At 68.6% G+C, this 23,583-nt stretch carries 18 protein-coding genes; 13 read left to right on the forward strand and 5 right to left on the reverse strand.

All coding sequences use genetic code 11. The features are described 5' to 3' along the window. The first annotated feature begins 102 nt into the window (after positions 1-102). The 4 genes from CFP71_RS29880 (at position 103) to mobF (ending at position 10,826) form a co-directional block, all read left to right on the forward strand. Positions 103-834: a hypothetical protein gene (locus tag CFP71_RS29880; protein ID WP_093937301.1), complete on the forward strand. Its 732-nt coding sequence runs from the start codon at positions 103-105 to the stop codon at positions 832-834. Then, entirely contained in the window at positions 831-5,111 is a 4,281-nt protein-coding gene (locus CFP71_RS44345) for a hypothetical protein (protein ID WP_093937302.1), read from the forward strand. Before CFP71_RS29880 ends, CFP71_RS44345 begins: the two co-directional genes overlap by 4 nt. After that, positions 5,108-6,148 carry a DUF2637 domain-containing protein gene (locus CFP71_RS29890; protein WP_093937303.1) on the forward strand — a complete coding sequence of 347 codons (1,041 nt, stop codon included), beginning with the start codon at positions 5,108-5,110 and terminating at the stop codon, positions 6,146-6,148. Before CFP71_RS44345 ends, CFP71_RS29890 begins: the two co-directional genes overlap by 4 nt. 220 nt (positions 6,149-6,368) lie before the next feature. Further along, positions 6,369-10,826: a MobF family relaxase gene (gene mobF, locus CFP71_RS45435; protein ID WP_093937304.1), complete on the forward strand. Its 4,458-nt coding sequence runs from the start codon at positions 6,369-6,371 to the stop codon at positions 10,824-10,826. Between the two features lie 5 nt (positions 10,827-10,831). On the opposite strand, the gene CFP71_RS29900 is transcribed toward mobF, so the two are convergent. Then, positions 10,832-11,245: a hypothetical protein gene (locus CFP71_RS29900; protein ID WP_143267210.1), complete on the reverse strand. Its 414-nt coding sequence runs from the start codon at positions 11,243-11,245 to the stop codon at positions 10,832-10,834. A gap of 374 nt (positions 11,246-11,619) precedes the next feature. Here CFP71_RS29900 and CFP71_RS29905 point away from each other — a divergent pair, with 374 nt between their 5' ends. The 4 genes from CFP71_RS29905 (at position 11,620) to CFP71_RS29920 (ending at position 13,352) form a co-directional block, all read left to right on the forward strand. Next, positions 11,620-11,844 carry a hypothetical protein gene (locus tag CFP71_RS29905; protein WP_093937306.1) on the forward strand — a complete coding sequence of 75 codons (225 nt, stop codon included), beginning with the start codon at positions 11,620-11,622 and terminating at the stop codon, positions 11,842-11,844. Between the two features lie 102 nt (positions 11,845-11,946). Beyond that, the gene (locus CFP71_RS29910; RefSeq protein WP_093937307.1) at positions 11,947-12,438 is read left to right on the forward strand and encodes a hypothetical protein; all 492 of its coding nucleotides are present in this window, start codon (positions 11,947-11,949) and stop codon (positions 12,436-12,438) included. Between the two features lie 36 nt (positions 12,439-12,474). Continuing rightward, complete coding sequence (locus CFP71_RS29915) at positions 12,475-12,711, forward strand: hypothetical protein (RefSeq protein WP_093937308.1); 237 nt, start codon at positions 12,475-12,477, stop codon at positions 12,709-12,711. Continuing rightward, positions 12,708-13,352, forward strand: a complete 645-nt coding sequence (locus CFP71_RS29920) for a hypothetical protein (protein ID WP_093937309.1) — start codon at positions 12,708-12,710, stop codon at positions 13,350-13,352. The genes CFP71_RS29915 and CFP71_RS29920 overlap by 4 nt, the downstream gene beginning before the upstream one ends. An 85-nt stretch (positions 13,353-13,437) precedes the next feature. Here CFP71_RS29920 and CFP71_RS29925 read toward each other — a convergent pair whose 3' ends face one another. Beyond that, positions 13,438-14,490: an Eco29kI family restriction endonuclease gene (locus CFP71_RS29925; protein ID WP_093937310.1), complete on the reverse strand. Its 1,053-nt coding sequence runs from the start codon at positions 14,488-14,490 to the stop codon at positions 13,438-13,440. A gap of 111 nt (positions 14,491-14,601) precedes the next feature. Here CFP71_RS29925 and CFP71_RS29930 point away from each other — a divergent pair, with 111 nt between their 5' ends. The 3 genes from CFP71_RS29930 to CFP71_RS29940 all read left to right on the forward strand — a co-directional run bounded on the left by CFP71_RS29930 (position 14,602) and on the right by CFP71_RS29940 (position 17,384). Then, a complete protein-coding gene (locus tag CFP71_RS29930; protein ID WP_093937318.1) occupies positions 14,602-15,870 on the forward strand; it encodes a DNA cytosine methyltransferase in 1,269 nt (422 codons plus the stop codon). Then, entirely contained in the window at positions 15,870-16,232 is a 363-nt protein-coding gene (locus CFP71_RS29935) for a DUF6788 family protein (RefSeq protein WP_093937311.1), read from the forward strand. Before CFP71_RS29930 ends, CFP71_RS29935 begins: the two co-directional genes overlap by 1 nt. Before the next feature lie 93 nt (positions 16,233-16,325). Beyond that, complete coding sequence (locus CFP71_RS29940) at positions 16,326-17,384, forward strand: MrcB family domain-containing protein (RefSeq protein ID WP_093937312.1); 1,059 nt, start codon at positions 16,326-16,328, stop codon at positions 17,382-17,384. Between the two features lie 266 nt (positions 17,385-17,650). Here CFP71_RS29940 and CFP71_RS29945 read toward each other — a convergent pair whose 3' ends face one another. The 3 genes from CFP71_RS29945 to CFP71_RS29955 form a co-directional block, all read right to left on the reverse strand. Next, positions 17,651-18,415, reverse strand: a complete 765-nt coding sequence (locus CFP71_RS29945) for a DUF3800 domain-containing protein (protein WP_093937313.1) — start codon at positions 18,413-18,415, stop codon at positions 17,651-17,653. Positions 18,416-19,296: 881 nt separating this feature from the next. Continuing rightward, positions 19,297-20,142, reverse strand: a complete 846-nt coding sequence (locus CFP71_RS29950) for a hypothetical protein (protein ID WP_143267211.1) — start codon at positions 20,140-20,142, stop codon at positions 19,297-19,299. Between the two features lie 402 nt (positions 20,143-20,544). Next, complete coding sequence (locus CFP71_RS29955; protein ID WP_093937315.1) at positions 20,545-21,204, reverse strand: TetR/AcrR family transcriptional regulator; 660 nt, start codon at positions 21,202-21,204, stop codon at positions 20,545-20,547. A 96-nt stretch (positions 21,205-21,300) separates the two neighbouring features. Between CFP71_RS29955 and CFP71_RS29960 the strand changes: the two genes are divergently transcribed. Together CFP71_RS29960 and CFP71_RS45655 are read left to right on the forward strand one after the other, a co-directional pair. Beyond that, on the forward strand, positions 21,301-22,131 hold the full coding sequence (locus CFP71_RS29960) for an NmrA family NAD(P)-binding protein (protein ID WP_093937316.1): 831 nt from the start codon (positions 21,301-21,303) through the stop codon (positions 22,129-22,131). A gap of 215 nt (positions 22,132-22,346) precedes the next feature. Continuing rightward, positions 22,347-23,294, forward strand: a complete 948-nt coding sequence (locus CFP71_RS45655) for a cold-shock protein (protein WP_093937317.1) — start codon at positions 22,347-22,349, stop codon at positions 23,292-23,294. The last annotated feature ends 289 nt before the right edge of the window (positions 23,295-23,583 follow it).

The raw sequence follows: 23,583 nt of genomic DNA on the forward strand, positions 1-23,583 counted from the left end.
CGACGACCGGGACACAGTCGACACCCGGCGGCACCTAGAACTGGCCCGTTCGTGGATGGCGCACGCCCACCTGGTCGCCGGTGTCGAGAGCGGCGGTGCCCGATGAGCGCCAACGAGAACAAGGAACCCGAGTTCGCGACGTCGGCGGCGGTGGCCGGTCTGGCCCGTGAGGTCGAGGGCCTGAGGCTGACGATGGAGGCGGTGACCCCACTACCGGAGCGGGTGGAAGCCCTGCACGAGGTGGTCGAGCCGCTGCCGGAGCAGGTCACGAAGCTGGCCAAGGTCGTCAAGGCCCTGGTGGAGCAGCTCAACGACGAGGAACCGGGAACGAAGACCCGCCCGCTGTCGTGGCTCGACCTCGCCGACGGCCCGGATGCCGACGGCACCGACGAGGCGCAGACGGTGCTGACGGACCTGTCGCTGTGGTTGTCGCGGGTGTATCTGCGCTACCACGGCGCGGAGCTGCCGGAGTGCTGGTGGTGGCACGCGGACGTGGTCGAGGAACTCGTGACGTTGATGCGCTCGTGGCTCGCCGCCTACGTCGACAAGGACGCCACCGTGGCGCGCGCGGCGGATTGGCATGACCGGTACCGGCCGGGTGTGGTGAAGCGGATCAAGGCCGCGACCGGGAACTGTTCGCTGGAGAACCACCAGGACGGCGGCACCCACTTCCTGCCGGGACCGAGGGTTCCGTCCGGGACGGCGCTGGCGCCGATCGCCGCGTGGTGGGGAACCAGCCGTTCTGACACTGCGCCGGAGCCGGACGCCGACGTCGTCGCGGACGCTCGCGCGGCCGAGGCCGCGCGCCGCCGGGCCGGGGGTGGCCGTCGATGAGCGAGAACCTGATCTGGCGGTCGAAAACCGAGCGGGCGCGCGGTTTCGAGGAGCTGCGGACCTCCGCGCGCCAGTCCCTCCACGTACACAGGATGTGGCGGCGGGAGCACGACGAGCGGGCGATCCGGGAGCGGGTCAGACTGACGCCGCCGCTGGGGAAGTGCGCCGCCGGGGTGTTCGAGCAGCTGACCGGCGCGGGCATGCCGGAGGACGACGCGGCGACGGTGGCGGCCGAGACCGCGGCGTCGGTGGCGTTGCGCCACCAGGCCGGGGCACCGGAGCAGGCCGACGCGGTACTCGCCGCGTCCGCCGCACTCGCCGACCAGGTCGCCCGCGGTGCCGACCAGGCCACGGCGGTGGCCGACTTCCGCGAAGCGATCGTGGGGTGGCGCGGTGACGAGAGCGCCGCACCGCTGGCACGCCCGGTGCTGGTGACCTTCGACGACGGCACCGTCATTCCCGACGGGGTCGAGGTGGTGCCCGGGATCCGGGAGACCGGTGCCCGCCACCGCCTCGCCGCCCCTGCCGTGGAGGTGGGGATCGACGCCTACCTCACCGCACGGAACGAGGGCCTGGAGTACGACGACGCGATGGACCGGGTGCCGTCCGGGCCGGGGGTGCGGGACGCGGTCGCCTGGTTCGCCGACAACACCGAGCTGCACGGCGACGATATCGACACCGCCCGCGCGAACGCGGTCGCCGAGGTCGTCGCCGAGGCCGCGATCGGCCAGTTCCAGTCCCTGCGCGGCACAGGCATGGACACCGACCAGGCGGTCGCGACCGCCGCCGGCGGGGACCCGGTCGCGCTGCACGCGATCGGCGGGTTCATCGCCCGCGTCCGCGACGGATTCGACGAGAACATCGCCGACCCCGACGCCTGGTCCGCGGCCACCGCCGCCGTCCGCCACGGCGAGAACTACCGGGGCAGCACCCCGAAAGGTCTCCCGCTGGACGGGTTCGACGAGGCACGCCAGCACGCCCACGCTGCACTGGACGCCCACACCAGCGGAGACCAGGCGCCCGGGCACGACGAACTCGGCGGGCTCGGCGCTGACGCGGTCCGCCGGTACGAGTGGCTGACCCGCCACGGCATGGACCACGCCGACGCGGCCTGGCGGGCCACGACCGACGCCGCCGCCCACCACGCCCAGACCCGCGTCAACGAGGGCTTCGCCGCGATCGACGCCGCCGAGGCGGTCGTGCACGGCGCGGTGGCCGCCCTGGACTTCACCCGCGACACCACCTTCGACGCCGACGATGAGGACGTTTCCGACGAACCCGTGCCGGTGATGAACGAGGCCGAGCAGCTGACCCTGGACCACAACCACGAGGTCGCCGGATCGGCGATCGACCTGTTCGACAAGGTCCGCCGCTACGGCCGGGACGAGAACGACGCCCGCGCCGACGTGCTCGACAACGTCGCCGAGCAGGACCGGCCGGTGGCCGAGGCCGCCCTGAACCTATACCGCGACTACCTCGCCCACGGCCACGACCAGCACATCGCCGCCGACAGCGCCGTCGAGATCGCCGCCGACCCGACGACCACATCCGCCGCCAAGGCCACCGCTGCCGCAGACGGCTACGCCGCCCACGACGTCCTCGACGGCACCGGCGAGACCACGGAGCAGTTGCGGCAGCGGGAGATCGCCGACGCGACGATGCGCTCGTATCTGACCTGGCAGCAGGAAGGCGTTCCGCCGCAGGAGATCGCGCACCGGCTGGAGCGGGTCTCGCCGATCGGCGCGAAGGCCGTCAGCGACTACGAGCAGCTGCTCACCATCGGCTACGACCCCGACGAGGCGAGGGCGATCGCCGCCGACACCGCCGCCCAGGACCCCATCCCCACGAACGGCATCGTCGCGGCCGAACGCTTCACCGCCGACCCGGAAGTGGTGGTGATCGATCCGGACGAGCTGATGCCCGCCGGGGAAGCGCTGCGGAACTACGAGGTCGCCGAGGACGCGGTGGGCCGTTTCGCGCAGTTGCGCGCCGAGGGCTGGGACGACGACGCCGCGCACGGCCGCGCGGTCGAAGCCAGCGACGACGACCCGAGGCTCGCGAACGCGGCCGTCCTGGCCTACCGCGGTCACCTCGCCGCTGGCCATGACCACGAGGCGGCCCGCTCCACGGCTGTCAGCGATACCGCCGCCGAGTTCACCTCTCGCATCAGCGCCGAGCAGGCCGGCCAGGTCCGCGCCGCGCTCGCCCGCCCCGCCGACGCCGCCGAGTTCGCGGCGGTCCACGACACCGGAGAAGAGTCCACTGTGGATACCAACAACCCTGGAATCTCCGCGCAGGCCGCGGCCGCCGCAACCCGTCGGCGCAACGACGAAGAGCTGTACCAGTCTCAGGTCGAACAGCGCTACCAGGCACTGATCAGCGACGGCGTAGACATGGTCACTGCTCTCCGCCGCGCCGAGGACGAGGTCCGCGAGCTTTGGCAGGTCGAGCCCTGGTCCGAGGTCATGCCGCGCGGAACCCGGGACGCGGCCGACGCCACCGCTGAGACGGTCAGCGAGTCCACGACCGTCACGACGTTCTCACCGGGGAACGTGGTCCGGAGCGGGACCACCGGAGACCTCGCGACCGTCACCGGCGACGCGGTCATGGGCGACCTGGTGCCGGAGCGCGAACCGGAATCGGCTAGCTGGATCGCCCGGAACCTGCCCGCGCGCGACAGCCTGCCGCGAATGGACTTGCGGGCCGCGATTGAGATGGTCACCGAGCACAGCCGTGTCGAGGATGACTCCCCGACCTTGACCGCGCGCGACGCCGCCGCCGCGGCCCGGGAGCTGACCACGGAAGACATTTACGGCGGGGTCGACGATCACGCGACCCGCGCCGCCTACCTCACCGTGCTCAATGCGGTCGACGCGGACATCGATCACGTCATCGGCGAGGTCGAGGACACGGACGTCGTGCTGGACCGGGTCGACCAGGTCCTCGCTACCGAGGGTGCCGACCGGCTCAGGACCCCGGCCGCGTCCGTGGAGCGAAACCCGGGCGAACCGGCGAACCGCGCTGTGCCCGCCGAACACCACGCCACCAGAACCCCCGGCGAGCTCCGGGACGAGGATGCCACCGCGTTCTGGGCCGGGGTCCGCGAACGTTACGAGGCGCTGATCGCCGACGGCGTGGACGAGAACGCCGCCGCGGACCGCGCATGGCATGACACCTGCGCGCGGCGCGGCATCGATCCCGCCTCGACCGTGTCGACGGCCCAGCCCGACGAGAGCGGCGTCGACCCCGCGATCGGTGAGCCCGACGTGGACGACACCGGCATCGCGTACGAGTTCCCGGAGTCGTCGGTGCCCGAACGCGACCCGGAGTCCCGCGGCTGGATCGCCCGAAACCTGATGTACCAGGAGCAGTCCGCCTCCCTGCCCCAACCCGATCATCGGGCCGCAGCCGAGGACACTGCCACCGACGGCCAGGTCACCGAACCGTCCACACCGGACACAACCTCTGGCACCACGGGGACGCGGGACGCCGGGCCGGTGACTCGTGACGAGATCACGGACCGGTTCGCCGCACTTCGGGCCGATGGCGTGGATCCGGCGTCGGCCGCACGGCAGGCGGCCGCCGGGTCCGGTGCCGCCGATCAGGTGGTCGCACGGTTCGAGCGGATGCTCGGCACCGGCGCCCCGCCGGATCTGGCGTTCGGGGCCGCGGTGAAGGCCGAAGTCCGGGACCCGATCCTCGCCGAGGCCGCGGTGACGCGCGGACGGGTGATCGAGGCGGAGGTCGCGGCCGAGACCGAAGCGGCCGCCGCGGCGCCGGGTAACAAGGCCGACGCCGTGGCGGACGCGCTCGGCGCCTACGCGAGCTGGGTCGATTCCGGTGCCGACCGTCGTCAGGCGTTGCAGTCCACCGGGTTCAATGGCAATCAGGACATGCTCGCGACCGCCGCGAAGCTGTTCGAGCACTACCGCGAGCAGGGCGAGTCCACCTCGGACGCCCGAGCTCACGCCACCGCCGAGGCCATCGAGCGGCACACCGCCAAGCCCCCGGCGAAACGACGTGCCGCGGACGACACCGAGGACGCCGACGCCACCGAGGACGTCGAGTCGGACGAGGACGCGGAGCCGCCGCTGGCTGACCGGGTCGCCGAGTGCGAGCGCGCGGTTGAGGACGTCGAGGACGCGGCGCGGCGCGGCGAATCCACCGAGGACGTCGACGAGGACACCGAGCGCGCGGAGCGGTGTGCCCGCTGGAACGCCGAGGACCAGACCGACGAGGACGCCGCCGGCGCCGGTGACGAGTGGGGGCAGGGATGAGCATGGACGAGGGGACGACGCGGCGGGAGGAGGCCCGGGCGGACCGGGCCGCGAGCGCCGAGCAGCGCCGTGCGGACAAGGCCGCCGAGCGGGCGGAGGAGCGTGAGGACCGGCGGCTGGAGTTCGAGCAGCGCCGCGCGGCCGAGGTCGCCAAGCAGGAAGCCCGCGACGCGAAGCGCGCCTCCCGGAAAGCGGCGTGGTCGCGGTCGGGGAAGGCGTTGGTGGCGGCGAGCCGCAGGCACGCGCTGGATCTGTTGTTCGTTCCGGTGATCCTGGTCCCGGCGATCCTGGCGTGGTCGGCGATGGCCGAGTACGGCAAGCAGATCTTCGGGCCGGTCGGAGTGCTGCTGCCGTTGTTCAGCGAGGCCGCGATGTGGGCGTTCGCCGCCGCGGTGACGATCGGGGTCCGCCGGGGCGAGCCGACCGGATGGCTGAAGGCCGGGGTGTGGGTGTTCGCCGCCGTCGCGGCGGGCTTGAACTTCCTGCACGGCTTCTCGACCGGACACCACTGGGACACCGGTGTGGTGATGGCCGTGGTGTCCATCGGCGGGGTGGTCGTCCACCAGTTGATCACCGCCCGCCCGTCGGCGGCGCGCGCGAAGTCCGCCACAGCGGACCGTCCGTCCGAAGCGACCGTCCAGCCGGAGCCTGTCCAACCCGAAGCACCGTCGGCCGTGTCCGTCCAGTCGCCTCCTGTCCAGCCGGGCCTGGTGGACGCGTCCAGTACGCACGCTGCGGGTGAACGTCCAGTCGCGCGGCCGGAATCCGTTCAGCCGTACCCGGCAGGGGAGCGGGATGCGCGGGTGCCGTCGGCGGACCGTCCAGTGGTGACGCCATCGTCGCCGAAGCGGGACCGGGCGCTGCACGAGGCTCGGAAGTACCAGGCGCTTCACGGCAGTCTCCCGACGGTCGATCAGCTCTCCGAAACGGCCGAGGTGTCCCGAGGCACCGCCGGAACCGTCCTCAAAGAACTCCGGGAACAGCCCCATCACCTTCACGTCATCACGAACAACAGCACCACCAAGGCCAACTCATGATCACCAAGTCACCCAGCAGCACAACTCAAGTCAGCCAGCCATCAAATCAGTCCAAGACACCCATCAGCTACTCACCCAGTAACAACTCACCAACCAAGAAATCAGATGCACACCTAGGCATCACGATCTGTCGGGCCGGTGCGCCCTGGCGGGCGACCGGGAACACCACCGCCGTTGTTGATCTTCAAAGCCTGCGTGTTGATCTTGTAAGGGGGTTGTGATGCTGTCGATTTCGACGGGGTACTCGGTCGATTACGTCCTCGACGAGATCGCGAAGGGCCGGGAGAACTACTACACGGGCGCGGTGACGGAGGGGGAGCCGCCGGGCCGCTGGTACGGCTCCGGCGCGGAGAAACTCGGCCTCACGGGGCTGGTCGACGAGCAGGACATGCGGGCGGTGTTCGAGCAGTTCATCGATCCGCGCGACGAGGCGTTCAGCGATCCGGCGCGGTGGGCGGAGGCGTCCACTCTCGGCCACACGGGCCGGAACTATCCAACGGCGGACGAGTTGTACGCGGCCGCGTTGGACAAGGAGCCCGGGGCGACGGCTGAACGCCGCGAGCAGTTGCGGCTGGAGGCGAACAAGTCCGCGCGCCGCAATGTCCCGTTTCTGGACGTGACGTTCAGCGTCCAGAAGTCGGTGACGGTCCTGCACACCGCGTTCGAGGCGCAGCACGTGAACGCGGCCCGGACGGCTGGACGGTTGAACGACGCGCTCGCCGCCGCCACGGCGGCGGGCGCGTCCCCGGCCGAGCTCGCCGAGCTCGGACGCCAGCGCGACGACGCCCGCACCGCCGCCGTGTCGTGGGCGGCGCACCGCGACGCGGTCGAGGACGCGATCTGGGCGGGGAACCGGGCGTCGCTGGACTACCTCGCCGAGCACGCCGGCTACAGCCGGGTCGGGCACCACGGCGGGGCCGCGGGCCGGTTCATCGACGCCCATGACTGGGTGATCGCGTCGTTTTTCCAGCACGACTCGCGTAACCACGATCCGCAGCTGCACATCCACAACCCGATCCTGAACCGTGTCCAGGGCGCGGACGGGAAGTGGCGGACGCTGGACTCGAAGGCGATCCACAAGTTCCGGGGCGCCGCGGCGGCGGTGGGCGAGCGCACCACCGAGGAACACCTCGCCCGCGCGCTCGGGGTGCGGATGGCGACCCGCCCGGACGGGAAAGCCCGCGAGATCGTGGGCATGGACCAGCGGGCGATGGACCTGTTCAGCTCCCGCCGCCGCGCGGTGACGAAGAAGACCGCCAGCCTGGTCGAGGCGTTCGAGGCGAAGTTCGGCCGGGAACCGAACTCGCTGGAGCTGGACCGGCTGCAGCGGCAGGCCACCTTCGCCACCCGCAAGGCGAAATCCCACGACGGCGAAACCACCGAGGCGCGCCTGGAGCGGTGGGACCGCGAGTTGCGCGCCGAGATCACGGGCGGCTTGGAGAGCGTGGCCCGGGAGGTGCTGAACCTCGCGCACGGCCCGCGCGACGCCGCGCAGTGGTCGCCGGACGAGGTGCTCAAGACCGCGCTGGCGGACGTGCAGTCCATCAAGTCCGGATGGACCGCACCCGACCTGACGCGCGCGATCTCCGACGCGCTGCCGGACCAGCTCGGCGACCTCGACGGCGTCAAGGTCGCGCGGCTGCTAGACACCCTCACCGCCGAAGGCGTGAAGCTGGCGACGCCGCTGTCGTCGAACCGCCCCGGCGTGGCCGTCCTGCCCGACGCCCTGAAACTCGCCGATGGCCGCTCGGCCTACGAGGCCCCAGCCGGTCAGCTTTACGCGACCCCGGAGCACGTCCACACCGAACGCGCGCTCGCCGCCGCGACCGCGCGCGGCGGAGCTCCGGCGCTGGACGTGTCCGACGTGGACGGTTTCGTGTCCGCGCTGGCGGATCACGGGATGGTCTTGGGCGCGGACCAGGCCGCCGCGGTGCGCGGCGTGCTGACCTCCGGCGCGGCCGTCGAGTCACTGGTCGGCCCAGCCGGGACCGGGAAGTCCTTTGTGGTCGGCGCGCTCGCGAAAGCGTGGCAGGACAACGACTTGTGGGGCGGTCAGTCCCGCCGCGTGGTCGGGTTGGCGTCCAGCCAGGTCGCCACCGACGTCCTCGCCGGCGAAGGGCTCACGGCGCGGAACATCGCGCAGTGGCTTGGGGTGCAGGAGAAGCTCACAGAGGGCTCGACCCACCCCGAACACGTCGAATGGCAGCTCAGCCCCGGCGACCTGGTGGTGGTCGACGAGTCGGCGATGGCCAACACGGCCGACCTCGCGCGCATCCACCGCCACGTCGAGCAGGCGGGGGCGAAGCTGCTGCTGACCGGTGACCACCGGCAGCTCGCCGCGGTCGGTGCCGGGGGCGGCATGGACCTCATGGTCACCGCCGGGGCGGCGTACGAGCTGACCGAGGTCCGTCGTTTCCAGGCCGAGTGGGAACGGGCGGCGTCGCTGCGGCTGCGCGACGGCGACGAGACCGTGCTGGGCGACTACCACAAGCACGGCCGGATCCTCGACGGCGGAACCCGCGAGCAAGCTGAGGCCACCGCCGGAAAGGCGTGGCTCGCCGACACCCTGGTGGGGAAGCACTCGATCCTGATCGTGGACACCAACGAGCAGGCCGCGCTCCTGTCGGCCGAGCTCCGCAACGAACTCGTCCGGCTCGGCAAAGTCGGTGAGTCCGGTGTGCTGCTGGGGATGCAGGGCACCTACGCCGGCGTCGGGGACCTGGTCCAGGCCCGCCGCAACGGCTGGCACCTCACCGGGTTCGACGGCAACCCGGAGGCGCCGATCAACCGCAAGCAGTACCGCGTCATCGACACCCGCGAGGACGGCGGCCTGATCGTCGCCCGCGTCCTCGGACGCGAGGACGGCGTCGGCGAAGTCCTGGGGGAACGGATCACGCTGCCCGGCGCTTATGTGTCCGAGCATGTAGCGCTCGGCTACGCCTCGACCGTCCACAGCGCCCAGGGCCTCACCGTCGACACCTCCCACGCCGTGGTCACCGAGGCGACCGGGCAGGAAGCCCTCTACGTCGGGCTCACCCGAGGCCGCGAGGGAAACACCGCGCACGTGACAACGCTGGCCGTTCCGGCCGACGCACCGGACGGCGCGGCTCTGCAGGCGGTGAAACGGTCGCCGTCCGCGGTGCTGGCCGCCGCGTTCGACGGCCCTGGGCCGCAGCGGTCGGCACTGGCGGAGGCCACGGAAGCGGCGGCGGACAACGACGCGATCCGCACCCCGGCGGAGCTCCTCGCGGACGCCACCGAGCTGGCCACCGCTGGGCGGACCCAGCGCTGGCTGGACGAGCTGGTGGAGGAGGGGAAGCTGACGGAGAACCAGCGCGCCTGGATCGCCGCCGAGGACGGCGGGCCGACGCTGGCGCGGCTGCTGCGCCGCGCCGAACTGGCCGGACACGACCCGCGCGACGTCCTCGATCACGCCGTCACCGCCCGCACCCTGTCCGGGGCGCGGCAGCTGACAAACGTGATCCACCACCGGATCACCGACGCCGTCACGTTGGATCCGGTCGGCGATTCCTACGCCGACTGGCTCCCGAAGGTCGACAACCCGCAATGGGCGACCTACCTGAGGTCGCTCGCCGACACTGCCGATGCTCGCCGTGTGGAGCTTGGGGAGCAACTGGCGGCGGAGCCGCAGCAGTGGGCGATCGAAGCGTTCGGGCCGGTGCCGGAGGATCCCGCCCTGGCGAAGGAGTGGAGCAAGCAAGCCGGAATGGTCGCGGCGCACCGCGAGCTGACCGGGCACGAGGACGAGGAGACCGCGTTGGGCGCGGCCCCAAAGTCCGGGCAGGTCGAGGCGTACGCGTCGTGGCGCTCAGCGTGGCGAGCATTGGGGCGTCCGGAGTCGGGGCGGGATGAGCTGGAGATGTCCGACGGGCAGTTGCTGGTCCGGATGCGGGCGTGGGAGCGGGAGAAGGCGTGGGGGCCGGAGTTCGTCGGCCAGGAACTCGCCGGAACCCACCAGGTCCTCGACGCCCGCCGCCGGGACGCGGCCATGCGCCGCGCCGAAGCCGACGCCGCTGCCGACGAGGAAGAGCGGGAACGGATGCTCCAGGAAGCCGCCGAGGCCGAGGCTCTCGCCGACACCCTCGCCGCTCGCGCGGCCGAGCTGGAAGGCGCGGACGAGGCGCGGGCGCTGTGGTACGCCCACACCGCCGAAACCCGCGCCGCGGCCGACCGCGCCAGCGCGGAAATCTCCGCCCGCAACCTCGACACCACACCCGCGCCGCTGGTCACCGCCGACGAGTGGCTCGACGTCCACCACGAGCACATGGCCGCCGAGGACGTCCACCGCGAGGTCACCGCCGACCACGACCTCACCGACGTCACCCAGCAGCGCGCCGCCGACGTCGACACCGTCACCACTCCCGATGACGTCGAGGACGTGGTCGCGGAGGTCGAGGTGGCCGACGTCCGCGAGGTCGCCGCAGCCGAAGACCCGGTCGTCGAGTCCGACGAGGTCCGGGTGCCCTCTGCCGAGGAGACCGCCGGAGCGGTCGAGCAGGCACAGCGAGCACTCAAGGAGATCGCCGCCCGCCAGGCCATCGAGGAACAGCACGCCGAGGAAGAGGCACAGGCGGCGGAGCTGTACCGCCGCAACACCAGCGACGCTGCCGACGCGGCCGAGCTGGCCGACGCCGACGGCGCGGTGTACGGGCGATGAGCAGGTCAGCCCTGGGAGTGGGCGGGGACGTCAAGCGGCGGAACGCCGCTGCGATGCCACGCCCACTCCAGGGTGGCCACGATCGAATCGAGCCAGCCGGGCCGGTTCGCGACGTAGCTGGGAACCGGCCGGCGCAGTGCGAGACGCTGAGCGGCCAGGCATTCCGCTTCGATGGTCTCCTCGTGCGCGAGCCCGGTTCGCTCCGTGATCGGGGCGTAGGCGAGGAACGTGCGGCCGGTTTCGAGACGGACGGTCGCGCAGGCGATCCAGCGGCACACGTCGACCACACCGAGCGCAGCCCAGGTGCGCTCGCGGTCGTACTGGCGTTCAGCGGCGAGCCACAGGCGCGCGAACTCCACCACCGGCACCCGCACGTTGCCGCGGGGGATCCGGTCGAAGTCGCGTCCGGTCAGCTCCATGGAATCCATGGTGACACGCGCCCCCGACAGAAACCGTCCACCGACCGGGGCAATCCGCCGGCGCACGGCCGCCTCCACCGATAACCGCCCTCTGCGGGCGGAACAAGGTCCGCGCAAGCGCGGCCTGTGTTTTTGAGCTTCGCAGCCCGGCTTAGCACGGCCCCAACCTCACGGTAAAGGGGCGCATTCCGAAAACTTTCCGAGCGCGAAAAGCGTTCGCTCACAAACTTTTCGGCCTGACCCCTTGACCGCGAGCCTCTGGGGCCGCGCGGTGCGCCGAAAAGGGGCAGCGGCAAGCCACCGCCCCGCCCTACGGGCAGCGAAGAAACCCAACCCGGCACACCAGCAGATCACCATCCACGAGGGAGATCGCCATGGCAGCACAGGGAAAGAAGAAGACCAAAGACGAACTCGAAGCCGAAGCGCTCGGCATGACCGTGGAGAAACTCCACGAACTCAAAAACCAGTTCGGCGCCGCGAAGGGACGCGGCAGGCGCCCGGCCGGGACCGCCGGCGCCGACACCAAACTCGCCTCCTGGGGGCAGGTCGAGGGGCAGGAAGAACTGTTCGCCTGCGAACCGGACCAGGCCGCGTCATGAGCTGCACACATTGGAGCTTCTACGTCCTCGCCGGAATCGCGACCTGCCTCGACTGCGGCCACCAATGGCACATCTGACTTCGATCACAAAGGACTGAACGCTATGACCGAGCAGCACCCTGCCTACGTACCGTCCCCGGCATTTTCCACCTGTTTCGAGGGCTGGACCCCCAACCCGGACGACCTGGAGCAGTGGCCCAACAGCGTCCGCGTCGAAGTGGTCGAGGGCTATGACCCGACCTTCACCGGCGAGGTCACCGACAAGGAAATGGAGTACGCCGACTGCGGCGAGGAGCGCCAGCTTGTCGAGATCGACACCAACTACAAGCCCACCCGCGACAGCGAGTATCCGGTCCGGCTGACCCGGTGCGACGCCGTCAAGCTCGCCGCCGCGTTGCTCGAAGCCGCTGAAGACACCTTCCACTACTCCCGTTGCGGGCGGCTCCGCCCCGCCGAGGCCAAGGACCTCCTCGACGCGATCCGCGACACCGAGCACCAGCTCAGCGAGCTCCGCGACCACGCCCCGAACGACCTTCTCGCCGGCACCGGCCTGACGAAAGACCCGCTCGCCGTCCACGAGGACAGCGAGTCCTGACACCCGTCCACCCCCGGCCACGAAAGAGAGCATCCGATGAGGATTCGCGTCGAGGGCACCGAAACCGAGATCGCCGCCGCGGTCAAACGCATCGCCACCGTGTTGGAGGTCCAGGAAACCAGCCGGTTCTACGCCAACCGCGGGGCCACCACGTTGGGCCGCGTGTACCTGACCGTCGCCATCCCGCCGGCCACCCCCGTCGTCCGGGTCGATGCCGAACGCGCCGACCAGCAGCGTCAGCTGCCGGACACGAGCCGGAAGGACCTCCGATGAGCACGTCCGCCTACCGCGAGGCCGCCTACGCCCCCGGAGCCTGGGCTCACCAGCTCGACTCCACCTCACCGTCCGTGCCACTCGCCGACATCGCGGACGAAATCACAGCGTTGACCCGCCGCACCGGCGTCCCGATGACCGCCTACGTGCGCACCACCGGCATCACCGCGTGGCAGATCGTGCTGGTCCGCGACCCTAGCGTCACCCACGGAACCCCCGACCCACGCGACTGCGAACGCGCCGCGCGAAACCTCGCTGCCACCGGCCGGTGGCAGAGCAGAGGGCAGCTGGCCCGCACCTCTGCCCTGGTTGCGATCGGACTCCGTGAGGGCTACACCCCAGGCAACCAGCTGCACACCCTGGCCGAGTTCAAAACCCTGCACTCCCGCCACCTTCCCGTGTGGGTCGGCGCCCCGGCTGAACTCATCTCCGCCCGCCCTCTGCCCGACGGCGGCGTACGCACCTACAGCGAACCTGGCGTGCTGACCTTCACCGACCCGGAGAACCTGCCCGCGTTCGCCGCGATCGCCCACGAACTCGGCCAGCACAGGTTCGTCGTCCACGACTGGCTCACCGGATGGACCACCGCCTACAGCCGCACCGGCCGGGGCGCCCACGTCGCTATGAGGAAGGACCGATGACTCCGGTGCGGTGACATGGTGACGTAGATCGGGTAACCCGCTGCGGACTTGTCTTGACGCGAAGCATGAGGTCCATGACGAGGCATTAGGTCGTCTTGAACTCGCCTTCTTCGATCAAGTCAAGAAGGTTCCGCTCGTGGTCAAGTTCCCCGCTTGAAGTCGGCGCATCTGGTGAAGCGTCGACTTCTTGCGGTTCTCCCATGTTATTAGAGAACTCTTTTTCGTCGATTTGCCGGAGTTCTGTGATGAAATTTTCGAGAAGTTCTTCAAGGGTGGAGATAGGCGGATGTTGTTCGAGGTGAGCCTGAATTCCATCAATTATCTTTTGTTGATCTTTTTGGTCCTGGGTCGAGTTCTTTGCCCAGTTTCGGCCGGGGTGCAGGGTGTCCCAAGGTGATCGTTTGTTTTGCCTGGTCTCGGGGTCGTCGCCGTGTTTTCCGATGCCCGTGCAGACCTTGGTTTCCTTGTTCCAGATGGGTTTGAAGAAGTCGATCAGCTGAACCTCGGCGGCGTGTTGGAATCCGCTCTGAACGATGAGGAATCGGCAGTCGAAGTCTTTGATGTCGAGTGTGGCGGTCGAGTGAATGGATGCGGCGTGCTCGCCGAGCCGTTTGAACAGCCTTGTTCCGTGGTCGATCGGGTCGCTGCTGGATCGTTTCGCGGGGTCGGCTTTTCCGACGTACAGCGGATGCTCTTTCTTGGACAGTTCGGCATAGGGTTCGAACGGGCCGTTGTAGTAGAGGGCGTAGACACCGGCGCCGTAGAAGGGGCGAAGGGTTGCCAGTGGGTGCCGGGGTTGGGACGCGGCCATGAGGGCCACGATCCGCGCGGTGGTGTCCGGCTCAAGTGGATTGAAGAGCTTGGTCGGCCGGAGCACAGGGTCGAGCTGGTCCACTGCGGCTTGCAGTGCGGAGATCTTGGAGTTCAGGTTCTTGCGGAAGTTCTCGCGAGTTTTATCCGTCAGGGCGGCTGCGACCTTCGTGGCTTCTTCAGCCGCGAGGGCCACGCTGTCGAGCACGGCTTTTCTCGGTTCGGGTGGTTTCCTGGATGGCACTGTTGTCCCCTCCCCTGGGGTGCGCGGCGTTCCTGTTGCAGACCCGGCCGCGCCGATCGTGTGAGTCCGCAGGATACCGATCATGAAGGTCAGAAGGAGCGGGTCGCGAGCTTGCCGGTCACGAAGGCGAGATTGGTCATCGAAGTCATGGAGTGTCGCGCAGGTGTTCGACCAGGCCGCGGTATGGTTTCCGGCATGGGTACGCAGGCAGAGCTGTTCTCGCCGCGCGCGGTCGTGCGTGAGGTCGGTACGAGTATCGAGCTGTTCACCGGTGGTGGCGGTCTCGCGATGGCGATGGAGAACGTCGGTTTCCGGCACCTGTTGGCGGTGGAGCTGGACAAGCGTGCCTGCGAGACGTTGAAGAGGAATCACGCGGAGGAGTTCGGGGCCTCGGCCGAGCAGGGCACGACGCTCGGGTCGCCGTGGCCGTTGAAGGCCATGAGCGTCCGTGACGTCGAGTTCGATCCGTGGTTGGGCAAGGTGGACGTCGTCGCCGGCGGTGTGCCGTGTCAGCCGTGGTCGCTCGGTGGTGCGCACAAGGGGTACGACGACGAGCGCAACTTGTGGCCCGAGCTGTTCCGCACCGTTCGGGAGACCCGGCCGCGGGCGATCATCGCGGAGAACGTGAAGGGCCTCCTGCGGCCGTCGTTCGCGCCGTACTACGAGTACATCCTCAACGAGTTGCGGGCACCGTTCGAACGGCGGGTCGAGGGCGAGGACTGGCAGGACCACGCCAAACGGCTCGAGAAGGCCTTGGCGAAGGACTCGATCGACCCGTCCGAGCGCTACGACGTGAAGTTCAAGCTGGTCAACGCCGCAGACTACGGGGTTCCGCAGGTCCGGTGGCGGGTGTTCGTGGTGGCGTTCCGCCGCGATCTGGGGTTGGCGGACTGGGAGTTCCCCGAACCCACCCACTCCGAGGGCGCGTTGCTGCGCGCGCAGGCGGATGGCAGCTACTGGGACGAGCACAAGGTCGCCAAGCGCTACCGGTACGCGCCGCCGCTGCTGGACGACGTCGACGATGGGGACGGCACCGAGCGGTGGCGGACACTGCGGGACGCGATCAACGCCGACCCGGCGCGCGGTCTGCCAAAGCTCGGCGAACCGGTCGGGGACAAGGTCGAGCACCCGGACCATCTGCACCACTACGGCTGGCCGGGCGCCCGCCAATACCCGGGACACACGCCGAACCTGCTGGACCGGCCGGCGAAGACGGTCAAGGCCGGCGTCCACGGTGTGCCGGGCGGCGAGACCGTCTTGCAGCGTGATGACGGCTCGATCCGCTACATGACCGTCCGCGAGGTCTCGCGGGTCATGACCTTCCCGGACGACTACTACCTGATGGGGCCGCGCAGCGAGCAGATGCGACAACTAGGCAACGCCGTCCCGGTCCTGCTCGCGCAGGCGATCGCGCGCTCGGTCGCGGACGCGCTGGACACGAAGCCCGAGCGAAGCGACGGCTGATGACCGAGCGGTATCACTGGAAAGAGCAACGCCCCGAACCCGCCGCCTGGCAGCCCACACCGGGAAAGACGCAGCGGGAACGCGCCGAGGAACAGGACACCGCCGCCGGCGGACGCGGCGCCCGCCACATCCGGTTACCCGACGGGCCGCCGGTGTGTGGCTCGGTCGCGTTGCGGGTCTACCCGTCGGGTCGGCGGATCTACGCGTATCTGCGCTGGTCCGAGCACGGTAAGACCCGCGAACGCTACGTGGGCGAGGTCGAGCGGCCCACCCGCGAGGAGAACCTCGCCGACGCATGGCGGCTCGTGCACGACGCCGGCCTGCTCGACCAGACCCGCGAACCCGACCTCACTACCCGATGATCACCAACCCGGCGACAAGCCGTCCGCCGACGGCTCCAAGACGGACACGAAGAGGCGCTCGCTGATTCAGAACGGGCACGAAGGGGGAACTTCATGGACTTGCGTGAGCTGCTGAGCACGATCGCGACCACCTACGACCGCGAGCTGGGACAGCAAGCACCGGCCGCGCGCCTGCTGCGCGGCGCCGGCGAGGTCCTCGAGCGCTACGTCCCGCTGGGCTACCTCGTCAAGGGCAGCAGCGGGCAGAGCACCACGGCGTTCGTGCCATGGATCGCGGTCTTCGACCCGGACGAGACCGACTCGGCCACCCATGGCATGTACGTCGTGTACCTGTTCGCCGCCGACATGCGCTCGGTGTCCCTCACCCTGTTGCAGGGGTCCGAAGACCTCCGCAAAGTGATCAAGGGAGACGCCCTGGGCGACCTGGCCGGCCAGGCCGGCGCGATCCGGCGGGCGATGGACCCGAACCTCATCACGGACCTGGACGAGCGCGTCACCTTGGTCGCCCCCAAACGCGTGCAGCGCCCGAAGTACTACGAGGCCGGCACCATCATCGCGAAACGCTACGAGATCGCGGACCTGCCCGCCGACCAGCGACTCGCGGACGACCTCCTCCGATTTCTACGCCTGTGCGAGCACGGGATCGACTGCCGCCGCCAGCTCGCCCTCTCCGACCCCGGCGCGATCGCCACCGGCGAGCGATACCAACCACCCGCCGCAGAAGGGTTCAAATCGAAAGACGACAGCGAGCACGAACAGACGATCGCCGCCCGCAAGATCATCAAAAGCCGCAAACACGAGACACTCGTCAACACCTTCAACGACCACCTACGCGACCGCGGCTTCACCACCGCCAGCCCACACCCCCGCGACCTCACCGCCACCCGAGACGGACAGGACTGGCTCATCGAGGCGAAGGTCCTCCGACGCGGCGACGCCGTACAAGCCACCCGCGGCGCCCTCGCCCAGCTCTACTGGTACCGCCACGTCCACTACACCGAACCCCGGACGGTACGACTACTCGCCCTCTTCAACGAGCCCGTCGGAGACCTCTGCCTCGACGTACTCCACGCCAACGACGTCCAAGCCGTCTGGGCGGAGCAAGGCACCTGGGCCGGAACAGCGACGGCCCTGACTGATGGATTGTGTTAGCTGTGTGATGCCAGCTGAGCTTGGTAAGCCGGGTGACGGGCGGTTGGGTGATGTGGCTGGTGGAGGTTGCAAGATGCACCGCTGAGCCCGAAGTGAGGGACAGAGAGGCCCCAAGGAGTACACCTTGAGGCCTCTCCGCGCCTGCTCTGCTGCTGCAGACCCGAAGTCCACGCAGCTAGGCTAATCGGCTTAAGCCGTCGACACTACAGACCCGAAGTCCACGCGTCTCTACTAGACTAGCCGGACTGGGCACGGTGGTCAAACCGTCACGAAGGTGAGCCCAGCCTCATCTGCTGACGCCGAAGCCACTTGTCGTGCTCGTACAGTCTGACGCCAAACGCGGATGACTTGTAACCGCTATCGAAGTTGGGGACGCCCAGTTTCGCTCGAAGTTTCTGGGCCAATTGGCCCTTCAATGACCGATGGTTGCCAAGCCCGCAGTCAGCTTTGAAGCCGAACGCTACCGCCCCAACGAGCATGTCAACAAGCTGTAGTCCTTCAGTCGCCTTCGAGTCGACTTGGATAACGGAAGTGACAGCCAGACGGTCAAGTCTATTGTTGCACTCGATCTTCACTGTACTCTCGAATGACCGGTTGTTCGGTGCAGAGTAGTTGTCTGCTATTACGGTCACAAGCTCATATGGCTGCACGCTTCCAATCAAGAGTTGCGTAGCAAGCTTCTCGTAGGCCCTGAAAGTGTTGCCAAACCTTGCAACTGGGTCGGCGACGTGTCGATCGGCAACAAAACAAGAGAAATTGGCCGAGCTATCAAGGAGTAGTTCGATCAAGGATTCTGAGGCTGCCAGGCTGGACGTAGTTATGCTTCCCCATTTGAACTCGTCATAAAACTTGTGCTTTTTTCGGATCGCTTTCACTTGCTTGAGTAGCGCGGCGTGATCTTCTACGCGAAGAAGGCCAACGACGAAGAATCTATCGCTCGAAATTGCCCCCGCCTCGTCGAAGAACGCGACTGACGTCGGGTGGCTTTTGTGCAATGTGCAAGCTCGGGCGTGCGCCGGAGGCTGAACCATCTGACCCCCTCTCCGGGTCGAGGCTCTCCTCGACGTGGGCGCTATTGCCGACTTTATGATCTTGTGATGCTCGACACTGTCAATATACTACATCTTGTGGTGTAGCCCCTACGTGACACGCGCATAGTGTGGTCGCCTCGGGGGTTGCGAGTAAGTGGTTCATGTGAGATCCACATGAAGTTTACTGGCGGTTCTGCCGGATCGAAGGGTGATCCGCATGTCGGGCTTGGCGCCTTTGAGTGACCGGTTGAACGCTTAAGCTTCTGCCTGGTTGGCACGCCTTGACCTGGACAAGCAGCCTGTGGATAACTCGTGGGGAAGTTCTTCGAGGCGACCATGGCGGGTGAGGCTGTTCATGTCTACGTGCCTTGTGGTGGCGGCCTGACGTCCACGCCGGGGCCCGTGGTCATCGTTCGGGGAACTTTGTTGGCATGTCGAGTGAAACTTGTCTCTTGGCGTGTCGAAGCTGAGCCAGATCGGGCTCGAAAGTGTGCCGAGTGCTAGTCGCCGGTCGGACTCGGGAAGTTGATCGATGGAGAACCATCGTGGTTGCAGACCACGGTCGGGAGCATTCGGACATGCCAGTCCGGGTCGGCCCTGGTTCAGGTGTGACAGCAGCGCTCCGGATGCCTCTGGGGTGCAGCCCGAGAGGCATGTGGTTCCGCGCAGCGCTCAAGACCTTCACGGTGTACCAACCCTCTGAGAACCTTAGCTGTGTCCGACACGAGGTGCGAGAATGGGAGAAGGGCCAGTCCGCTGGACTGGCCCTTCTCTACCGGCTAAAAACAGGGGCTCTACCGTTGAGCTACAAGCTGGGATTTGAACCCAGATCTCCCTGCTCCAGCTCCTACGGTACCACAATCGCCGACGTTGAGTGCTTGTCAGATCTTCAGGCCTCGGGCGTCCGCAGCCGCCGCGATCTCGTCGTCGGAGATCTTAAGGGCGTGGTAGTGAAACCTGCTCCAGCCGAGTAGCTTTTTACGCAGGCGGCGGTCGTTCGCTGTACTCACCTGTGGGCCGTGGGTAAGAAAGTCGTCAACGACCACTTCGGCCCAGCGGATGACTGGCAGAGATCGTGCGAGCATCTCGTTTGCCTGTTTGGCCAGGACCTTCGTCGCCGCGAGCGCCAAGAACATCTCGCCGACGCCGAGGTCGATCGTCGCGCCCTCCACCAGAGGGAGCGGGTTTCGGCCCACGACCTTTCGCCAATCAAGCACCGCATCGTTGGACATGGCGGCAACGCGCTTCACCACCCGACCGTCGATGACGCCACCCCGATGAATGACCGCGTTCCGCATCTCACGAAGCGTGTGCAGTTGACTCAGCGAGTCTTGGTTGAACGCGCCGCCTCCCTTGCTGCACTCGGACCCCAGCTTGTTGTGTAGCTGACTGGCGTCACGCGGCACATCGCAGCCGGTGAGCTCGATGCACGAGCGCAGTAGGTCCTCATGGATCGCGAGCGCGTAGGGCACTGCCATCATCCCGAGGTGCTTGTCCGCCTCGACAAGAACGTTGCGTGCCGAGGTGGTTGTCAAGTTGAACCTGCCTACGTGCTGAACCCCAGGGAACATTGCCGGCAGCAGCTGGTCAGAGCCGTCCATCAGAGTCAGAAACTTTGCCGACATCTGAGCACCGAACAGCAGGCCCATAATCGCCGTGTTCGCGCTCTCGCGTGCTTCGGTATGTTGCCTGAATGCTGGGAAGTTGACTAGCGGGAGTCTGGCCACTGGGTCATTCTGCCCTCCTCGCGAGCGGCTCCGCTTGTAGGCGGTGCGATACGGGGTGCCGGCTTGGTGCTTAGCGGTCTGCTGGCGGGGCCGGCCTGCGGTCCACGCTTTGGTCCACGAACTGCTGCTCAGTCATGCCCAGCACGCCCATTTTGCCGCCACCGATGCGCAGCAGGGCCCAGGTAGCGGACTATCCACAGGCCGGCGCTGGAACTTGTAAACAGAAGGTCAGGGGTTCGAGCCCCCTTGGCGGCTCCGGATCAACATGGCAGGGTGGCCTGCCAATTCGGCTCGTCACGTGATTCTTGTTCGCATTTTCCTTGGTGTCATTGGGCTCGCGGATCGCCGGCATGGCCCAGGACGCTCCCGGACGGCGGAGCGACCCCGCGCGGACGAGTCGGGTCAGGTCTGCCAACGCGCCGTCAGCAGGCGTTGCGCGGGGGGCGTCCCGGGGAGGTCGACGTTCGGCCTGGCGGCGAGGCCGCCCAGGGCGATCGCGATCAGGCGGCGCCGGGCGGCCCGCGCTTCGGCGGTGAGCGAGGCGTCGTCCAGGTCCTGGATCTGCTCGATCAGAGGCGAACGGCCCAGCTGCTCGATGAGCAGGAGGATGTCGGTTGCTGTGACGCCTCCGCGTAGTCCGCCGCACTCGCGCGCGCGGTCCACCAGGGCGGCGAAGTCCCGGTCTGCCGCGGCCGCGAGGTCGGCCATCTGCGGGGGCAGCGAGGTCAGCCTCCCCAGTGGGGCCAGGGTGCCTTGGCCGTACTCGACGCTCTCGATGACCAGGTTCTGCAGGCCCTGCCACGGGTCGGAGTGGTCGGCGGCCGTGTGCACGGCCGCCGACCATTGCTGGTTCGACAGCACCAGCAGTCGTTCGTACAAGGCGGCCTTGCCGTTGTAGCGCCGGTAGAGCGTGCCCACGCCGACTCCGGCGACCTCGGCGATCGCGTTGACCGAGGCGTTGGCCCCGTCGCGGGCGAACACCCGCCGGGCGGCCTCCAGGAGGGCCTGGTCGTTGCGGGCGACCTCGGCCTGCCGGGCCTGCTGCTGTCTGGAGATGGGCATGCCCGTCATCCTAGACCTTGCGGAGTGAAACGCTCCGCAAGTAGTGTCCTCCATGTCCGGAGCACATTGCTCCGGACTAAGGAAAGCGAGGATCCTGTGCCTTCGAACAAGACCGTGCTAGTCGCCGGAGCGACCGGAAACCAGGGCGGCGCCGCCGCCCGGGCACTGCTCGCCGACGGCTGGAACGTGCGGGCCCTGGTGCGGGACCCGGACGCGGCCACCGCCCATGCCTTGGCCCGTGCCGGTGCGACCCTGGTCCACGGCGACCTCGACGACGCGGAGTCACTGGCCCGGGCGACCGCCGGCGCGCACGGCGTGTTCAGCGTCCAGCCGCTGGCCGTCACCGAGGAGGAACTGGCCACCGAGGTCCGCCGTGGGATCGCCCTGGCCGACGCCGCCCGGACCGCGGATGTCGCGCACCTGGTCTACAGCTCGGTCGACGGTGCCGAACGCGCCACCGGCATCGACCACTTCGAATCCAAGACCCGCATCGAGGAGCACATCGCCGATACCTTCCCGTCGGCGACGATCCTGCGGCCGGTGTTCTTCATGGACAATCTGCTCTGGTACGCCGACGCCACCGACGAACGCGTCCTGGAACTGCCGGTGGTCCCCGACCGCCCGATGCAGATGATCGCGGCCTCGGACATCGGCCGGATCGCCGCCGCCGCGTTCGCCGAGCCCGAGGCCTACCTCGGCACCCGGCTGGCGATCGCCGGTGACGCCGTGAGCTTCGAGCAGGTGGCGACGACGTACCAGCAGGTGACCGGCGTCCGCACGCGGCTGGCGCCCAAGCCGATCGAGGAACGGATGTACCAGTGGTTCGCCGAGGACGGCTACCAGGCCGACATCCCCACCTTGCGCACCGACTTCCCCTGGCTTCAGCGCTTCGACGCGTTCCTGCGTAACGCACTCTCCGCCCGCTGACCAGCGACCTGCTCCCGACGTCAGGTTCCACCCCGACGCCCTGTGAACGTCCGTCCACGGCAAGGTCACCTACGAGGTCGTCCACACCCGATTCCTGCGACCACCAACGGTCCGCCCTGGCTCCGCACCGCCCGCCGGTGGGCCCGGCCCGACGGACCGGAAGTCTGTCAGAGAGACTGGGGGCCAGTGCCCGCCCTCTCGACCTGGAGCCTTTTATGCCGCAAGGGACCGTCCGTTGGTTCGACGCCGAACGGGGTTTCGGCTTCCTCGCGCCCGAGGACGGCTCGCCGGACGTGTTCGTGCACGCCTCCGAGATCGTCGGGGACGGCGGCGCGAAAATGCTCCGCGAGGGTCAGGCCGTCGTGTTCGAGGTTGGCGAGAACGACCGCGGGCCCCAGGCGCTGCGCGTTCGCGTCACCGCCGATGCGGCCACCGGCAGCGCCGTGGGCCTGCTCGGCACCGTCAACTGGTACGAGCCGGGCAAGGGCTACGGTTTCGCGTCGCCGGACGGCGGCGGCGCCGACATCTTCGTGCACAGCTCCGCCATCGTGACCGGCGGCGTGGTCACCGAGGGGCAGCGGGTGGCCTTCCTGATCGTCGAAGGCGAGCGCGGCCCGCAGGCCGACCACGTGATCCCGCTGGGAGCAGGAGCCGGCTCACCCGCCGCGGCCGGTATCGCGGACGGCGCCGACGGCACGGTGGCCTGGTACGACGAGGACAAGGGCTTCGGCTTCATCAACCCCGACTCCGGCGCCGGGGACGTCTTCGTGCACGCCCGGGCCTTGGCCGAGGGGCTGACGTGGCTCGCGGAGGGCGACCGCGTCGCCTACGAGGTGGCCAGTGGGGACAAGGGCCCGCAGGCCCGCGACGTGCACCTGGTCCGGGGCGCCGAGCCCCAGGCGGCGCCGCAGCGGTCGGCACCTGCCGCGGCCGCGGGGCCGGCGGCGCGGGACGTGCCCGTACGAGGCGGCGAGGGCGTCGTCGCGCGCTACGACCCCGACCGCGGCTTCGGCTTCATCACCCCGGACGCAGGCGGCGACGATCTCTTCGCCCACGTGTCCGTGATCATGGGGTCGGAGCCGCTGCAGAAGGGTGACCGGGTCCGGTACGCGGTGCGTCAGGGCGACCGGGGCCCGCAGGCCGACCGCATCGAACGCCTCTGAAGAGGCGGCCCCACCGATGGCTGCCGTGAAGGCATGGTGCTGAACTGGCCGACGGGGTCGGCCGTGCCCTGAGTGTCCACATGGGGCATTTATCGGCGATCAGATGATTGATTCATGCTTGTATAAGCTTTTCTGTGCAGAGTCGTGAGTGGCAAGGAGGCCTTCACGGACTTTGCGTTCGGGTGACATGAGTGTGGTGAAGGGGACTTTCCTCTCATCGCATGAGCGGAAAGTCCCCTTCACCACAGGTCTTGCGGGTACCGCGGGCCTCGTGGGCGACGGAGGCTCG

The sequence above is a fragment of the Amycolatopsis thailandensis genome, from assembly GCF_002234405.1.
GTDB classification, from domain to species: domain Bacteria; phylum Actinomycetota; class Actinomycetes; order Mycobacteriales; family Pseudonocardiaceae; genus Amycolatopsis; species Amycolatopsis thailandensis.

What these genes read in the sequence shown, in the direction of transcription:
- CFP71_RS29880 (WP_093937301.1), top strand. Translation starts at nt 103, where the DNA reads ATGAGCGCCAACGAGAACAAGGAACCCGAGTTCGCGACGTCGGCGGCG.
- CFP71_RS44345 (WP_093937302.1), top strand. Translation starts at nt 831, where the DNA reads ATGAGCGAGAACCTGATCTGGCGGTCGAAAACCGAGCGGGCGCGCGGT.
- CFP71_RS29890 (WP_093937303.1), top strand. Translation starts at nt 5,108, where the DNA reads ATGAGCATGGACGAGGGGACGACGCGGCGGGAGGAGGCCCGGGCGGAC.
- mobF (WP_093937304.1), top strand. Translation starts at nt 6,369, where the DNA reads ATGCTGTCGATTTCGACGGGGTACTCGGTCGATTACGTCCTCGACGAG.
- CFP71_RS29900 (WP_143267210.1), bottom strand. Translation starts at nt 11,245, where the DNA reads ATGGAGCTGACCGGACGCGACTTCGACCGGATCCCCCGCGGCAACGTG.
- CFP71_RS29905 (WP_093937306.1), top strand. Translation starts at nt 11,620, where the DNA reads ATGGCAGCACAGGGAAAGAAGAAGACCAAAGACGAACTCGAAGCCGAA.
- CFP71_RS29910 (WP_093937307.1), top strand. Translation starts at nt 11,947, where the DNA reads ATGACCGAGCAGCACCCTGCCTACGTACCGTCCCCGGCATTTTCCACC.
- CFP71_RS29915 (WP_093937308.1), top strand. Translation starts at nt 12,475, where the DNA reads ATGAGGATTCGCGTCGAGGGCACCGAAACCGAGATCGCCGCCGCGGTC.
- CFP71_RS29920 (WP_093937309.1), top strand. Translation starts at nt 12,708, where the DNA reads ATGAGCACGTCCGCCTACCGCGAGGCCGCCTACGCCCCCGGAGCCTGG.
- CFP71_RS29925 (WP_093937310.1), bottom strand. Translation starts at nt 14,490, where the DNA reads ATGATCGGTATCCTGCGGACTCACACGATCGGCGCGGCCGGGTCTGCA.
- CFP71_RS29930 (WP_093937318.1), top strand. Translation starts at nt 14,602, where the DNA reads ATGGGTACGCAGGCAGAGCTGTTCTCGCCGCGCGCGGTCGTGCGTGAG.
- CFP71_RS29935 (WP_093937311.1), top strand. Translation starts at nt 15,870, where the DNA reads ATGACCGAGCGGTATCACTGGAAAGAGCAACGCCCCGAACCCGCCGCC.
- CFP71_RS29940 (WP_093937312.1), top strand. Translation starts at nt 16,326, where the DNA reads ATGGACTTGCGTGAGCTGCTGAGCACGATCGCGACCACCTACGACCGC.
- CFP71_RS29945 (WP_093937313.1), bottom strand. Translation starts at nt 18,415, where the DNA reads ATGGTTCAGCCTCCGGCGCACGCCCGAGCTTGCACATTGCACAAAAGC.
- CFP71_RS29955 (WP_093937315.1), bottom strand. Translation starts at nt 21,204, where the DNA reads ATGCCCATCTCCAGACAGCAGCAGGCCCGGCAGGCCGAGGTCGCCCGC.
- CFP71_RS45655 (WP_093937317.1), top strand. Translation starts at nt 22,347, where the DNA reads ATGCCGCAAGGGACCGTCCGTTGGTTCGACGCCGAACGGGGTTTCGGC.